This is a genomic window from Caldibacillus sp. 210928-DFI.2.18, from assembly GCF_020554505.1.
GTDB lineage: Bacteria > Bacillota > Bacilli > Bacillales > Caldibacillaceae > Caldifermentibacillus > Caldifermentibacillus hisashii.
In genome coordinates this window covers 1-16,169 of sequence record NZ_JAJCHL010000071.1, presented here as the reverse complement: position 1 = coordinate 16,169, position 16,169 = coordinate 1, and the positions used below count along the sequence as shown (strand labels likewise).

Sequence of the window (16,169 nt, the reverse complement as noted above, 5' to 3'; positions counted from 1 at the left end):
AAAGCTCATAAATCCTTCTCCTATTTGGTTTTTTTGTTTGTTCAGCAACCCCTATGTATGATATCGATGAACAAAGACAAAAGGTTATTGGAGAATTTGCTAAAGTTTTATTTTCAAAAGAATACCCTGAACTCGAATTCACTTATACTGTCAATAAAGAAGAGGCCTTTCAGGAAGACCTTGATTTTGTTTTTTGTCAGATGAGGACTGGCGGGTATCCAATGCGCGAAAAAGATGAAAAAATTCCACTTAGTTTAGGTGTCATTGGTCAAGAAACTTGCGGGCCTGGTGGTTTTGCTTACGGGTTGAGGTCAATTAGGGACATGACAGAATTGGTGAATGATGTACGAAAAAAAGCAATGAATGCCTGGATATTGAATTATACAAATCCAGCTGCCATCGTTGCCGTTGCTTTAGAAAGAATATTTCCTGATGACAAAAGGATTCTGAATATTTGCGACCAGCCTGAAAATCTATTACGCTCGTATGGCAGAATACTCGGAATGAATCATAGAGAATTTGAACCGATCTATTTTGGTCTAAATCACTTTGGTTGGTTCACAAATCTCTATGATAAAAAAGGTGTAGACTTATTACCAAAACTTCGGGAAATGATTTTGACAAATGGGTTCCGTCCGGCGGATTTTGAGCAACGGGATAAGTCCTGGCTTGAAACTTATGCAACAGTAGAACAAATTGTGAGGGACTTTCCTGATTATCTTCCAAATACTTATCTTCAATATTATTTATACCCAGATAAAATCTTGAAAAAATTGAACCCTAATTATACTAGAGCTAATGAGGTTATGGATGGCAGGGAAAAAAGGGTATTCTCTGAGTGCGCGAAAGTAGCTGCAACTCAAAGCACGAAAGGCGCAAATGTAGTTGTCAATGATGCCCACGGTGAGTTTATCATTCTTGTTGCTGAATCCATTGCTTATAATAAAGGAAACACCTTCATTATTATAACTAAAAATGAAGGGGCAATTGAGAATTTGCCTGAGGATGCTATGGTAGAGGTAGCGGCAAGCCTTACTGCAAATGGGCCAAAACCTTTCAGAGTTGGAAAAATCCCAACATTCCACAAAGGTCTAATTGAAGGACAATTAGCATACGAGCAGTTAACAGTGGATGCTTATGTTGAAAAGTCTTATCAACGGGCATTGGAGGCTTTAACGTTAAATAGAACGGTTGTTTCAGCGAAAAAGGCACGTGAAGTTCTTGATTCTTTAATTGAGGCGAATAAAGATTACTGGCCGGAATTAAAAGAAGAACAGCATACTTTGACAATGGTATAAGTATTTGAAGCTGTTCATAATCACTTTTCATCTTAAAAATGCATGCTGCGGAAGTCGTATTTAACATTAATCCGGCTTCCCTGCATAATTTTTTTGCAAAAAAAGTAAGCGCTCTCCATAATGTGTGAATTGAAAGGGGAAATGAAAGATGAAAAATGGTAAGTACTTTGCATTTTTTCAACAGCTTGGCAAAATGTTGATGACTCCTGTCATGATTTTGCCAATCGCCGGAATATTAATGGGATTAGGTGCTGCTTTAACGAGTAATACTGTTGTGCAGGCTATGCCATTTTTGGAACATACAAGTGTTCAATATATTTTAACACTTTTAAAATCTGTTGGGAGTATTGTATTTAATAATCTTCCGGTTATTTTTGCTATATCTATTGCTATGGGATATGCAAAAAAAGAAAAAGGAGTTGCTGCATTATCAGCTTTCCTTGCTTTTATGGTCATGAATGTAACCATGAATTCTATTTTAACGCTAACAGGTTCAATTGATCCGGCTAACTTAAAAACCGGCCAATCCGTTATTCTAGGTGTTCCGTCACTAGATACAGGCGTATTTGGAGGAATTATTCTTGGATTTATTGTTGCCTTTTTACACAACCGCTACTATACGATTTCTCTTCCGCCAATTTTGTCTGTTTTTAATGGTACTAAATTTGTACCTATGGTTTCGATTCTGACAGCTATCATCTTTGGGTTTATCATGTCAGGTATTTGGCCGTTTTTCCAAAGCGGATTAAGTTCATTAAGTGATGTAATCAAGGGTACAGGTGCAAGCGGTACATTCATCTATGGGCTCTCAGAACGCTTACTACTTCCGTTCGGGCTACACCACTTTGTTTATTTGCCATTTTTCTTTACAAGCTTAGGCGGTTCCGAAATAATTGGAGGCAAAGTGGTTGAAGGGGCGGTAAATATCTTCCAAGCACAACTAGGTATGTCAAACCCTCAATTTGATATTGATGTATCAAGATTTGTGATGAATGGGAAAATCCTGATTGCTTCATTTGGTCTTCCTGCTGCGGCATTGGCCATGTACCACACTGCAAAGGGTAATAAAAAGCAAAAAGTGAAAGCGCTGTTAATTGCGGGTTGTATCCCTGCAATTTTTATGGGTGTCACTGAACCAATTGAGTTTACTTTTCTTTTTATTGCACCCGTACTATATGTTTTCCATGCTATTATGGCCGGGATTGCTTATCTTGTAACATATTTGTTTGAGATTAATATTCCGGGTTCCACAGCTTTTGGAGGTCCATTCTTCAGTTTTATATTTAACGGTGTACTTCAGGGAAATGAAAAGACACATTGGGTGTATGTACCTATTATTGGTATCATTTACTTCACTGTATATTATTTTGGTTTTCGCTACTTTATCCTAAAATTTAATTTAAAAACACCAGGCCGTGACGAAAGTGATGATTTCACTGAAATAACAGCTGCCCAAGAAACAAAGTTAACTTCAAATGAAGTTGCGGCAGGAAGCGCAATTGTTTACGATATTATTGAAGCACTAGGCTCAAAGGAAAATATTATTAGTGTGGATGCATGTTGGAGTCGTTTACGTGTAAAAGTCAAGGATAAAGATAAGGTAAAAGATGAAGCCTATTGGAAAAAGATTGGTGCAAATGGACTTGTGAAAGTAAATGATGGGGTACAGGCAATTTATGGGGCAAAAGCAGACATCTATAAGACGCAAATCAGGGAAATTTTAGATCTTGATTAAAATTATGAGAGGTGACCGGTTATATGTTCAAAAAACTGCTGGGAGTAAAAAAAAAAATCGGAGGTAGTATTCGCTCCTCTTAGCGGAAAAATTGTCGACATTGAAAAAGTTCCAGACCCGGTATTTTCTGATAAACTGGTGGGGGATGGTGTCGCCATCATTCCTGATCAGGGTATCGTTGTTTCTCCTGTAGAAGGGGAAGTGACACAAGTTTTTCATACGCTGCATGCAATAGGAGTAAAATCAAATCAAGGTCTGGAGATTATGATTCACATTGGATTAGAAACCGTAAATTTAAAAGGTGAAGGGTTTAATCTACATGTGAAACAAGGCCAAAAAGTACACCCAGGTGATAAACTTCTTACTTTTGATATCGACAAAATAAAAAATAAAGTGCCATCCCTCATCACACCAGTCATCGTCTTGGAAGGAAGTGCAATTGCAAAATTAGAAAAAAATGTTGGCACGACAGCAATACCAGGTAGTACAACTATATTTGAAATAACCTATCAATAAATAAAAAAGTTGAAAGCATATTTTAGAGATTCATGCGTGTAGTTCTCTAGTTAAATTTAATGGAAGCGTGAAATGAGGCCGCTCTTTAAGTAATAATGGGCGGCTGTGTTACTTTCTCTATGACAATAAAAAATTGGTTAATAATAATTATGTGGGTTACAGCGGCAAGGAAGGGAAAGCCTTCTATCTTCTATACGGATCTTTTTAAATAAAACTATATAATATGAACTTATGTTTTTAAATCAAGACCAAGTATCAATTACAACTTTTTACAGCAGGCAACAGATTAGCAATGTTTTAGTTTATTTTATATAGGATATCATTTTTTGTTGAATTTGTAAAAAAAATTAATTATATAATGTATACATGAAAGGAGTAAAATTTGAACTGCTCCCATGAAAAATTACCGGGAAAAGCTTTGGATACTGTAACATTATTTTCTGATATTGATAAGAATCTCTGTTGAAAAGTCTGAAAAAAGTAATTTAAAATTTCCTAAATATGATAACATAGAATTTCAGAGTACAGATGAGAAAGTTGTACGGTATTTTTATTCAAATAAAAAATACATAACACAAAAAGTAATTTAAATAGGCAACTCAAAAAAGAAAGTCATTGATGTATATGGAGAAAATTACTTTGAAAGGGAAGACACTGGGGAAGAAATTATTGGGTATTTTGATAAAACTAAAAAGGTAAACATAGAGTTTGCTTTTCGTGATGATTTAGATTTGGTAATGGTGTATAAAATTGATTGGAAAGGATAGCTTAATAAGTTTTCATTCTTAAGGGTAAAGAAGACCTATGCTTCAAAGAATAGTGTCCCAAAAAACACCGAAACAAAATAGCACTTAATATTAAATTTTGGTTCATGGTGTATTTTTTGCCAGAAGTCATTTTACAATTAGTGTGACAATTGGTTTAATTTTAAACAACGAAAGAGCAAAAAAGTTTACTCGAAGGAGCTGAACAATATGGCGATGGCGATTGCACATCTAATAATAATGATCCCTTTTTTGATTTTTGCTATCATTCTATCAAGGGGAAAAGGCGGTTTTTTGCTTGCAAGTTACAATAACTTCCCCGAAAGTGAAAAAGAACAATATGACGAAGTAGCTTTATGTAAATTTATGGGAAAAATGATGTATGGGATTTGTTTAAGCTTTCTTTTATTTGCTTTAAGCAGTCTTTTTGAAATGAAAATTTTATTTAATGTTGGGCTTATTTTATTAATAGCCATTGTTCTTTTTGGTACGTGGTACGTGTATACAGGTGATAGATTTAAAAAAATAAAACAGTGAATTTTCACAAGCGGGATCGCCATCTATACAAAATATAGATATTTTTCCACTCCTTAGTAAAATGAAACTTCAAACATAGAGATTTTTAAAAAATAAAAATAAACCGGAATAAAGACTGTTCCATCGTTTATTCCGGTTTATATGATGTGAAACTATTATCCTTTTACCGAGCCGGCCGTAATACTTTTTATAACATGTTTTTGACAAGCTAAGTAGAAGATGATGACCGGCACAATGGATAATACAAGTAATGCCATCAGTGAGCCGTAATCGGTGTTGCCGTAAGAGCCTTGCAAATATTGAATAGAAATCGGAATCGTTTTGTAATTCGTTCCAAGTAATAGATATGGAAGTAAGTAGTCATTCCAAATCCACATGGCATTCAAAATCGCCACTGTTACTGCGGTTGGTTTTAGCATTGGCAGAACGATTAAGAAAAATGTCCGGATTGGACCGCAACCGTCAATAATCGCTGCTTCTTCAATTTCAAGCGGGATGGCCTTAACAAATCCGGTGAACATGAATACCGAAAGACCGGCGCCGAATCCGAGATAAACGATAATAATCCCAACCGGGTTATCTAAATGCAAACGATTGGCAAACCAAGTTAACGTAAACATCACCATTTGGAACGGGACAATCATCGAAAAGACGAACATATAATATAAGAAGTTTGTAAATTTATTTTTTACGCGAACAATATACCAAGCTGTCATCGCTGTACAGAGGACGATAACTGCCACTGAAAATACGGTAATAAATAATGATAGTCCAAAACTGTTCCAGAAATTAACCGTATCAATTCCGCGAATATAGTTTTCCAACCCGACAAAGGTCTTTGAATTCGGAAAGGAAAATACGTCTTCACTAATAAAAAGTTTCCCTTTAAAAGAGTTAATAAAAATCAAAAAAATTGGTGCTAAAAAGGCTAGAGCAAGGATGAATAAAACAATGGTAATAACAAGACTATTGGTTCTTTTCTTTGTTGCATTCATCAGCTTTCGACCTCCTTGCGTCTAGTTAATACAACTTGGGTAATCGCAATGATCCCGACAATAAGGAAGAAAATAACCGCCTTCGCTTGACCAACACCTTCCCAGCCCATCCTGCTGTAAAATGTTTTGTAAATATCCAAGGCAACCATTGTTGTGGATTCGCCCGGTGCCCCGTTCGTTAAGGCTAAGTTTTGATCAAATAATTTAAAGGAGTTCGTCAAAGTAAGGAATAAACAGATTGTTGCTGAAGGCATAACAAGAGGCAGTGTTACTTTCCTTAAAATTTGGAATCTGCTTGCTCCGTCAATTTTTGCCGCTTCAATGAGCTCCATCGGTACATTTTGAATGCCGGCAATATAAATAATCATCATATAGCCGATTAATTGCCAGTTCATCATGATGACCAGCCCCCAGAAACCGTATTTGGCATCATAAGTAATTGTCAAATCAAAATTATAAAGGAATGAGTTAATGATGGATAACCAAATATATCCGAGTACAATCCCGCCGATTAAGTTCGGCATAAAAAATACCGTTCGAAAAAGGTTTGTTCCCTTAAGGGTACCGGTTAACAGCAAGGCCAGTATAAAAGCAATGACATTAATGGTAATAACGGATACAACCGTAAATTTTACGGTGAACCATAAAGATTGTAAAAAGGTAGTGTCATTGGCAAATGCCGTTATATAGTTTTTTAAACCAATCCATTCCGCATCTGTTACCGTATTAAATTTGGTAAAAGATAAATAAAGTCCCATGATAAACGGTATTACAAAAGAGATGACAAATGCGACAATGGTCGGTAATGCAAAGATCGGGAAATATTTCTTTAATGATTTATTCATAATCTTTCACCACACTCTTCTAAAAGGATAAATCCCAAAATTGGTAAACACGAAATTTGTAAAATCCGACGCCACTGAAATAGATTTACTAACACAATGTATAATATGCTAAAACCTGAAAATACATCTAAATACGATGTTTAGAAAGAATATTTCGCACTTTTTCCAGTGACTGCGTAAAATCCTTGTAAAATGGTCTTCCCGGTTCAATTGCCCGGAAAGACCTATATGAATGTGAGGGGGATTTTATTGTTTTAATGACATTTCTGATTCCCACGATTTCTTAAATGTTTTTACCACGTCTTCCCATTTTGCTTGGTCTTGTGCGTAAAGCAATAACGAGTTCCCAACTTCATTTTTGAAATTCTCGCTTGGGAATGTTGTAAATACCCAATCAACAGGTGTTGTTTCCTTGTTTCCCATATCGGCAATAACAGCTTGTGCCAATGGATCGGTTGGAATTTCATTTTCACCAAATGTGTTGAATGTCGGGATAAAGCCAAATTTGTTTACCACATAGTCTTTTCCTTTTTCAGAGTTGAACATCCAGTCAATAAATTTCTTGGAAGCTTCAATATCTTTCTTGGAAGCTTTTGCATTAATCGCTAAGTAGTTTTCCGTACCGATGGCAAGACCTTGATGTTCTTCACCTTCAACTCCGGTATATATTGGAAGGAACCCGATATCTTCAGCTTTTACAACGTTACCGTCAACATCCGCAATTTGATTCCAAGCCCAGTTCCCGTTTTGTACCATGGCGGTTTTTCCGAGTGCAAATTCAGCCATGGAGTCGTCAGTTGTTTTACTACCAAGTAAAGTCGGTTTTACTGCTGAGTTGTTTAAGTACAAGTCAAAGATATTTTTAAAATTATCCCCATAAGTAAAGTCAATTTTATCTAAAGAGTTTGCTTTTTTATCCTTGTATTCATAGTATATTGGTAAGTTAGCTAAATGAGTGGTCCATCTCCATTGTTCGCCGGATGCTAAAGATGTAGAAGAAAAGACCCCTTCAATCCCTAATTCGTCTTTTAATTTTGTCATATCTTCAACAACGGCTTTTAACGCATCAAAGTTTTTAATTTCATCCATTGATGTGTATTCAGTCGATTTATTAGCGGATGAAAAATATTTATTCATAATCGATTTGTTATAGATAATTCCATATCCTTCAACAGCGATTGGAACACCATAAACGCCGCCATCGTCTCCTTTAATAGCCATATCTTTATCTAACAACCAGCTATAAATATCGGAATCTGATAAATCTAATGTATAATCTTTCCAGTTCGAATAACCAATAGGTCCGTTAATAAAGAAAATGGTTGGAGCTTCAGATTTTGAGATTTCAGCTTTCAATGTGGATTCATATGTACCGCCTGCAGCTGTAGTCATCGTAACTTTAATGCCGGTTTCTTTTGTGAAATCTTTTGCCATTTGTTTAATTTGATCAGCAATTTCCGGCTTGAAATTTAAATAGTATACAGAGCCTTTATCATCCTTACCACCGGAAGCTTTTTCATCAGAACCGCCTGAACATCCTGCAAGAACTCCGATAGAAAGTACAATTGAGAATAACACCATGAACCATTTCTTGTTCATTAAATAAGACCTCCCTTTGTAAATGTGAAACCGTTTGCCGAAAACCCGTGTCATATACAACACATAGCTTATATTCTTATAATCGTTTACCGGATGATAAAGTGACCCGTGTCAAAGGGCAAACGTTTTCATAGATTAAATATAGCACAGATAAAAATATTGGTCAAGAGATTCACTTGTCTAAAATAGTCAAATGTGGAGTTTTATGTAGAAATATTAGAAATCGGGTCTCCTTTATTGCGATTGATTTGTACAATGATAAATGGTAATATGAGATTACATTGTGCAAACGTTATCCCTATATGAAAGTAAATATTTGCTCACATCAGGAAACTTGTAAAAATTTTGCAAAGCGGAAGAAAATTTTTTACGCTACTTAACCCAGTCCAAATTAGTAAATATAATAAGATAAGAAATATTCATTTCGGAAATGAGAAGGTCGGTGGAAAATACGTGGCGGTAACGATAAAAGATGTAGCAAAAAAGGCAAATGTCTCTATTTCAACGGTATCAAGAGTATTGTCAGATAGTCCGAAAATCAGTGAAAAAACAAAGAAGCATGTGAGGAAGGTCATTGAAGAACTCGGATATCACGCAAATTTGAATGCCAGATCTTTGGTCCAACAAACAACCAAAACCATTGGAGTGATTATGAAACATTCTGCTAGTGAAGCGGTTCACACAACGTTCATTCCGGAAGTACTTCGAGGAATCAGTTATGTATGCAACAAATATGAATACAGTATTCGGCTTTCTACAGGGGAGTCTGAGGAAGATTTATTCCAAGATGTCTTAAAAATGGTGAATGGAAAACAAGTGGATGGCGTCTTAGTCTTATATTCAAAAAAAGATGACCCGGTTGTCGATTATTTAATTCAAAGTCAAATTCCTTTTGTCATATTAGGTAAGCCGACAAAAGATGTCAATAAAATTGCTTATGTTGATAATGATAATATCCTCGCCGCAATGGATGCGACACAATACTTAATCAAACTTGGTCATATGCGAATTGCTTTTATAGGGGACGATAAAAAATATGAAGTAACGAATGCGAGATTGGCCGGGTTTCAACAATCATTACGGGCAAACCAGTTAGAAATTTGCGATGAGTATATCAAAAATATTAATTACAACTATGATGAAGGCGTGCAAGTGATTCATGAACTATTGTCTTTACCTGAGCCTCCTACAGCAATGGTTCTTACGGATGATTTAAATGCATTAATTGTATTGTCCGCCTTATCTAAAATTGGCTTAAAAGTGCCGGAAGATGTAAGTGTTATTTGTTTTAATAATTCAACCATATCAAGAGTCTCAAACCCTAGATTAACTTCAGTGGATATACAAATTTTTCAATTAGGATATGAAGCTGCTAAAACGGTCATTGAGCAAATCAATGAACCAAATGCGCTGAAGAAAAGTTTAATTATTCCAACGAAGATAGTAGAAAGGGATTCTTGTAAAAAAATGATTCCATGAACATTGGCAACTTTACCGAAAAATGAAGGGTATCATTTGAATCGTTTGTATCCGTTTTTGTATAGCCAACAGAAGTTAGACCACTTGCCGCAAAGATTCTACGTTGAAAAAGGTGATAGGTGGGGACGGGCTGTTCGTAATGGTTCGACTGGCTAACCATCAGAGGGCATGACCCCCTCTGATGGAAGTTTCGCTTTATCCCGCACAAACGGTCACGAAATCTTCCTCCAATGGCAAGGTAAATCAAAGATAAAAAGGAGGAAGATAAGTACCCGTAAGTGCCCGATTGGTTCAACTAGCCATCAGTTTGGATGAACCCCCTGATGGAAGTTTCACTTTATTAAGAATTTTGATATACGTCAAAGAAGGAGACGAAATTATATGAAGAAAAAGTGGTGGAAAGAAAGCGTTGTCTATCAAATATATCCACGCAGTTTTAAAGACAGTAACGGCGATGGGATAGGGGATTTACAAGGTGTTGTTGAAAAGCTTGATTATTTGAAAAGACTGGGAATCGATGTAATCTGGCTCTGCCCTATCTATAAATCGCCAAATGATGATAACGGCTATGATATATCCGATTACCAAGATATATTGAATGAATTCGGTACAATGGAGGATTTTGAAAAATTATTAGATGAAGCCCATAAACTAGGGATCAAGGTAATTATGGACCTCGTCATTAACCATACAAGCGATGAACATCCATGGTTTATTGAATCCCGTTCCTCCCGTGAAAATTCGAAGCGAGATTGGTACATTTGGCGTGATGGAAAAGATGGAAAGGAACCGAACAACTGGAAATCGATTTTTGAAGGGTCCACTTGGGAATATGATGAAAAGACTGGTCAATATTATTTTCATCTCTTCTCAAAAAAACAGCCTGATTTAAATTGGGAAAATAAAGAAGTCCGTGATACTTTAAAAGAGATGGTATGCTGGTGGCTTGACAAAGGTATTGACGGCTTTCGGATTGACGCAATTTCTCATATTAAAAAACAGCCCGGATTCCCTGATATGCCCAATCCGGATCATTTAGATTATGTGGATGCAATGGATTATACCCGAAACGTGGAAGGAATCGATGAGTGGTTAAGCGATTTTTCTAAAGATACGTTTAAAAAATATGATATTATGACAGTCGGTGAGGCAAACGGTGTTACGATTGAAGATGCGGACCGCTGGGTTGGCGAAGAAAACGGATATATGAATATGATTTTTCAATTTGAACATTTAAGTCTCTGGGATAAAGAGGTAAAGAAGCCGCTAGATGTGGTAGCTTTGAAAAAAATCTTAAGTAAATGGCAAAAAGGCTTGGAAAATGTAGGCTGGAATGCATTATTTTTAGAAAATCATGATCAACCCCGCAGTGTTTCCAATATTGGGAATGACCGCGTGTATTGGAAGGAAAGTGCGAAAATGCTCGGTGCCCTCTATTTCCTTATGCAAGGGACGCCTTTTATTTATCAAGGACAAGAAATTGGTATGACGAATGTCAAGTTTGCGAACATTGAAGATTATGATGATATTAGTATGCGGAATTTTTACAAGGCAGAACGTGCAAAAGGTCGTCCCCATGAAGAAATAATGGAAGTGGTGTGGAATCGGTCACGCGACAATTCGAGGACACCTATGCAATGGAACGCTGGACCGATGGCCGGATTTACAACGGCTGGGAAATCGTGGCTCGGTTTAAATGAAAACTATGTTTATATCAATGTCGAGCAACAAGAAAACGATCCGGATTCGATTTTGAACTTTTATAAGCAAATGATTCGCATTAGAAAAGAAAATGAATTGTTTATGTATGGGACATATGATTTACTGTATCCGGAAGACCCGAAATTGTTTGTATACACCCGGACATTGGGAGAAAAACAAGCAATAATTATTTGTAATTTCAGTGAGGAAAAAACGGTATTTACATGTCCGGCCGAATTGAGAGAGAAAGAGTCTACACTATTATTGAAAAACTACCCGGAAGCAGAAAGCGAGTTGTCGGATGAAATTCTATTAAACCCGTATGAAACACGTGTGTATGAACTTAAAATCGTATGAGACGGTTTGTAGGTGTGAGTACTTAAACTAGTAGGGAGCGGGGTGTATCTATTAAACCCGTATGAATCGAGCAGGTAATATGATTCACGTAAATCCGTGGGGGCGGTTCCCATGGTTTTTTTTTAACATCCGTGGGCCGGGTTCCTGTCAGGTTTTTACTTGAATTTTGAAGTGGCTTGTGATTCCCGGTGCCATGCTGTTAAAGTTTTGCTTTTTAATCTGCTGAAAACACGAGTTGTACTGCCGGAACTTTTGACTTTACTGTTGAAGCAGTTCTTCCCTTTCACAGTCATAGCCCAAGCTTTTCTTATACGTTAAGAATGTATAAATTTCCAGCAAAGAAGCGAATTCGACGTAGTGGGAAATTTTAAGAATTAAGTATAAGCGCAACTACGGCTCTGCCGTCGCCTGAAGGCTTGGCAGTCGCCGAGTTTTCTTTATTAAAAAATATTGACATTAACGTTAACGTAAACTATATTATGGATAAGGAAAAAGTATTCGGAAAGTTGTGATGTATTATGGCAGACCATTACACAATTTCAAATTTAGCTGAGGAATTTGATATTAGTACGCGAACGATTCGTTATTATGAAGAAATTGGTTTAATTCACCCAAAAAGGACAGATGGCGGGCAGAGAATTTATTCGAGAAGAGATCGGGCACGTCTTCGGCTAATTTTGCGCGGAAAACGATTTGGTTTTTCGCTGGAAGAAATTCATGAGATGATTACGCTTTTTGACGAGGACCGAACCGGGGAAAAACAACTGGAAGCAACAATACAATACGGTAAGAAAAAGATTAAGGAGGTGGAGGAAAAAATTCAGGATATGATGGAGTTAAAAAGTCAAATGGAAGAGTTATTGAACGATTTTCAAAACCGATTACATAAAATCAAAGGGGAGGAATAGCATGAATATTTCAGAATTATTGGCTCGCAATGCCAGAAAGTTTCCAAACAAGGTCGGCTTCATTTCCGAACCGGATCGACTCACTTACAAGGAGGTTGATGAAAAAGTTACCGGGCTCGCCCACGCATTAAAAACATGCGGTATAATGCCGGGAGATAAAGTCATTTTATTTTCTCCAAATACAATAGAATTTGTCTATAGTTATTTTGCTGTACAACGACTGGGGGCAATCATTGTACCGATCAACGCAAAACTGTCTACAGGAGAATTGAAATATATCATCGAACATAGTGAGGCAAAAGCATTTATCGGGCATCACCTGCTTTGGACCCAAGTTGCTCCGCTCACGAATGACTATCTTGTCACTTGGATTTCAACTGCGGATGGAGTGGGTGGAGCAGAGAATATTTATGATTTAATTGAAAACGGTTCCAATAATTCGTTTGATTGTCAACTGAAAGAAGATGATTTGTCTACGATTCTCTATACATCCGGTACAACCGGTCAGCCAAAAGGTGTTTTATTTTCCAATCGCAACATTTTAACGGTTGCAACGATGATGTGTATTGAAACCGGAATAAATAATGAATCCCGGCTTTTGCACATGATGCCGCTCAGTCATTCTGCGCCGTTGCACTTATTTTTTATAGCAGGTACTTATGTCGGCGCTACGCATGTTTTGGCACCCACCTTTACGCCGGACTTACTGTTGAAACTTGTTTCCAGTGAAAAAATTACGCATTTCTTCGGAGCACCTATTGCTTATTTGGCAACTGCTAATCAACCTGACATTGATGATTATGATTTATCAAGTGTCAAACGTTGGGTGTATGGAGCTGCCCCGTTATCCGCAACAGAAGTTCAACTGATTCAAAAAAAGTTTAAAACCAATCAATTAATGTGTGTATACGGATTAACGGAAGCGGGTCCGAACGGTACGTATTTAAGTCCGGAAGACCATGCGCATAAGGCCGGCAGTGTGGGGAAAAGGGCCGCACTTAATTGTGAAATTCGCATTGTTGATGAAAACGGGAAAGATGTTAAGCAGGGCGAAATTGGTGAGATCTTGTTACGTGGTGAAGGGAATATGGTTGGTTATTACAAAAATGAAGAAGCAACAAAAGAAACGTTGAAAGACGGCTGGATTTATACAGGAGATATGGCCAAATTTGATGAAGATGGGTATATCTGGATTGTTGACCGGAAAAAGGACATGATTATTTCCGGCGGTGTCAATATTTACCCGGCAGAAATTGAAAACATATTGAAAACCCATCCGGATATTGTTGATGTGGCCATTATCGGTGTTCCTCATCCGGAGTGGGGCGAGACGGTCAAAGCCTTCATAGTTGCGAATAAACCAATTCAGAATTTGGATACCGTTTGTAAAGAATTTTTAAAAGACAAAGTTGCTGGTTTCAAAATCCCGCGTTTATATGAACAAATTGATGAACTGCCGCGAAATGCCACAGGAAAAATTTTAAAACAACCATTGCGTGAAGGAGTGAAACGGTAATGCGTGAATTTTTTTTACAAGAACAGGTTTTGTTACGAATTTTAAAGAAAAAATTGAACCCGGCTTTGTATGAATATGCTGTTCGTGAGCTGGAGAAATTTTATGATAAATGTTACCGGGAATTTGATATACGTGCGGTTCATACCGATCGGGAGGGGCAGCCGAAACTAATAAAATATAATAAATTTGGGGAAGAAGTTTCCGAGATTTGGGTGAATGAAGGTTATAAAAAAACGGTAGCAGACACTTATAATACGGGGATTGTCGGGTATGTTCATAAGGAAATACCTGAGCTGGGCCAAAAAGGAAATTATCTGTATAGTTATGCCCAAGGTTATTTGTTATCTCAAGTGGAGCCGGGGTTTTATTGTCCGGTAACATTGACGATGGCGGTTGCTTATTTGATCGATCATTATGCAGACGATGAACTGAAGGCGCGCTTCTTGCCCCATGTGTTATCAACGGGTGAGGTAGAATTGTATGAAGGGGCTACCTTTTTGACCGAGCGGCAGGGCGGATCCGATGTGGGTGCTAATGAGGTGAGGGCAATTCGAGAAAGCGACCATTTCCGAATTTACGGGGAGAAATATTTTGCCTCCAATGCCGGTCAATGTGGTGTAGCGGCGGTATTGGCCAGGATTGATGGGAACGGTCCGGGTACCAAAGGATTGAGCTTGTTTTTAGTTCCGTGGCGAAAAGAGGATGGATCGCTAAATCATATTCAAGTTAGGAGATTAAAAGATAAATTGGGTGTCCGGGCGGTGCCATCTGCGGAAATTGAGTTTGACGGGGCAAAAGCTTATCTTGTTGGTGATGAGAAAAAAGGGTTCTATTATATGATGGAAGCATTAAATTTATCGCGTGTTTGTAATGCAATTGCTTCGCTAGGCATTATGAAGCGGGCTTTGAAAGAGTCGGTGGAATATGCCGATTGGCGCTCGGCTTTTGGAAATCCTATCATTCAATATCCGATGGTGCAAGAAACATTGGCAACATTACAAGCCCGCTATGAAGTCGAGCTGTCTGCCTTGTTTGAAGCAATTGAGTTGTTTGATTATGTTATGCAAAACCCGGAGATGGCAACCGAGGAACAAATCGCCTTGAATCGTTTGTATATTGCCTTGTTAAAAGCAAGGACTGCAGACGAAGCAATTGCTTTTACCCATACCGCCATCGAAACTCACGGCGGAAACGGGTATATTGAAGATTTTGTTACGCCGAGGCTTTTGCGCGATGCCCAGGTGTTGACCGTCTGGGAAGGTACCGCCAATATTCTTGGGCTTGAAGTCCTCCGTTTAATAAAGAAGTATCGAGTGGATAGTATTTTCTTGAAACAGATTGGGGAAAAATTAGAGAATCTGTCTTTTGAAAATGGCAGGTTGGCAATCATTCAGGAACGATTGACAAAATTAAAGCGAATGTTGGTTGTCCTTGCTACGGCGGATGAAGCTGTTCAAACTTATCACGCAAAAAGAGTAGCCAGTGAAATGACCAATTTGCTGCTTACCGTGCATGCGATTGAGCGAGTGGAAAATGACCGGGATGAGGTAATTGCGAAAATTTTTATTGATTATATTTACGGTGATCACGGGCTGGATCAGGAAATGTTACCGTACAAGCATTTTTATGAGCTTGTTCGTGAGGTGAAGGAAATTTCGCATAAGGTAAACAATCATTGAGAATGAGCATGAGGTGAATCACATAAAACGAACCAAGAGGGCATTTTGGATAAAACTGGAAGGGAAATGTCCGAGCGGCGGTCTATTTTGGCGACAAAGTCTGTTCTCGCCGTCATTTTGAGCCGAGAAACTCCTTTTTTTGACGACGAAACCCGTTCTCGTCACCTTTTTGAAGTGAAAAATGCCCGATTTTGGCGACGAGACCCTTTCTCGTCGCCATTTTTGGGTGGGAATTACTCA

The 16,169-nt window shown here is 37.7% G+C and carries 12 protein-coding genes and 1 pseudogene; 10 read left to right on the top strand and 3 right to left on the bottom strand.

What is annotated here, in order from left to right; genetic code table 11:
• Positions 1-53: 53 nt before the first annotated feature.
• The 4 genes and pseudogenes from LIZ98_RS13275 (at position 54) to LIZ98_RS13260 (ending at position 4,850) form a co-directional block, all read left to right on the top strand.
• The gene (locus LIZ98_RS13275) at positions 54-1,298 is read left to right on the top strand and encodes a 6-phospho-alpha-glucosidase (RefSeq protein WP_227139940.1); all 1,245 of its coding nucleotides are present in this window, start codon (positions 54-56) and stop codon (positions 1,296-1,298) included.
• A 148-nt stretch (positions 1,299-1,446) separates the two neighbouring features.
• A complete protein-coding gene (locus tag LIZ98_RS13270) occupies positions 1,447-3,033 on the top strand; it encodes a PTS transporter subunit EIIC (RefSeq protein ID WP_227139938.1) in 1,587 nt (528 codons plus the stop codon).
• Positions 3,034-3,056: 23 nt separating this feature from the next.
• Positions 3,057-3,549: pseudogene (locus tag LIZ98_RS13265) on the top strand (PTS sugar transporter subunit IIA).
• A gap of 974 nt (positions 3,550-4,523) precedes the next feature.
• Entirely contained in the window at positions 4,524-4,850 is a 327-nt protein-coding gene (locus LIZ98_RS13260; RefSeq protein ID WP_227139936.1) for a DUF3784 domain-containing protein, read from the top strand.
• Between the two features lie 155 nt (positions 4,851-5,005).
• Here the strand turns inward: LIZ98_RS13260 and LIZ98_RS13255 are convergent, their stop codons facing one another.
• From LIZ98_RS13255 to LIZ98_RS13245, 3 genes are all read right to left on the bottom strand, one after another.
• A complete protein-coding gene (locus LIZ98_RS13255; protein WP_034773350.1) occupies positions 5,006-5,845 on the bottom strand; it encodes a carbohydrate ABC transporter permease in 840 nt (279 codons plus the stop codon).
• Entirely contained in the window at positions 5,845-6,690 is an 846-nt protein-coding gene (locus LIZ98_RS13250; protein ID WP_034773348.1) for a carbohydrate ABC transporter permease, read from the bottom strand. The genes LIZ98_RS13255 and LIZ98_RS13250 overlap by 1 nt, the downstream gene beginning before the upstream one ends.
• A 246-nt stretch (positions 6,691-6,936) precedes the next feature.
• On the bottom strand, positions 6,937-8,289 hold the full coding sequence (locus LIZ98_RS13245; RefSeq protein WP_034773346.1) for an ABC transporter substrate-binding protein: 1,353 nt from the start codon (positions 8,287-8,289) through the stop codon (positions 6,937-6,939).
• Positions 8,290-8,742: 453 nt separating this feature from the next.
• On the opposite strand from LIZ98_RS13245, the gene LIZ98_RS13240 reads away from it, so the two are divergent.
• From LIZ98_RS13240 to LIZ98_RS13215, 6 genes are all read left to right on the top strand, one after another.
• Entirely contained in the window at positions 8,743-9,768 is a 1,026-nt protein-coding gene (locus LIZ98_RS13240) for a LacI family DNA-binding transcriptional regulator (protein WP_227139934.1), read from the top strand.
• A gap of 381 nt (positions 9,769-10,149) precedes the next feature.
• On the top strand, positions 10,150-11,826 hold the full coding sequence (locus tag LIZ98_RS13235; protein ID WP_227139932.1) for a glycoside hydrolase family 13 protein: 1,677 nt from the start codon (positions 10,150-10,152) through the stop codon (positions 11,824-11,826).
• A 518-nt stretch (positions 11,827-12,344) separates the two neighbouring features.
• Positions 12,345-12,734 (top strand): MerR family transcriptional regulator, encoded by a 390-nt coding sequence (locus tag LIZ98_RS13230; RefSeq protein WP_227139931.1) that lies wholly within the window; start codon positions 12,345-12,347, stop codon positions 12,732-12,734.
• Between the two features lies 1 nt (position 12,735).
• Positions 12,736-14,250: a class I adenylate-forming enzyme family protein gene (locus tag LIZ98_RS13225; protein WP_227139929.1), complete on the top strand. Its 1,515-nt coding sequence runs from the start codon at positions 12,736-12,738 to the stop codon at positions 14,248-14,250.
• Positions 14,250-15,929 (top strand): acyl-CoA dehydrogenase family protein, encoded by a 1,680-nt coding sequence (locus LIZ98_RS13220; protein WP_227139927.1) that lies wholly within the window; start codon positions 14,250-14,252, stop codon positions 15,927-15,929. The genes LIZ98_RS13225 and LIZ98_RS13220 overlap by 1 nt, the downstream gene beginning before the upstream one ends.
• Before the next feature lie 45 nt (positions 15,930-15,974).
• Positions 15,975-16,169, top strand: a 195-nt coding sequence (locus tag LIZ98_RS13215) for a hypothetical protein (RefSeq protein WP_227203088.1), incomplete at its 3' end; no start/stop codon positions are given.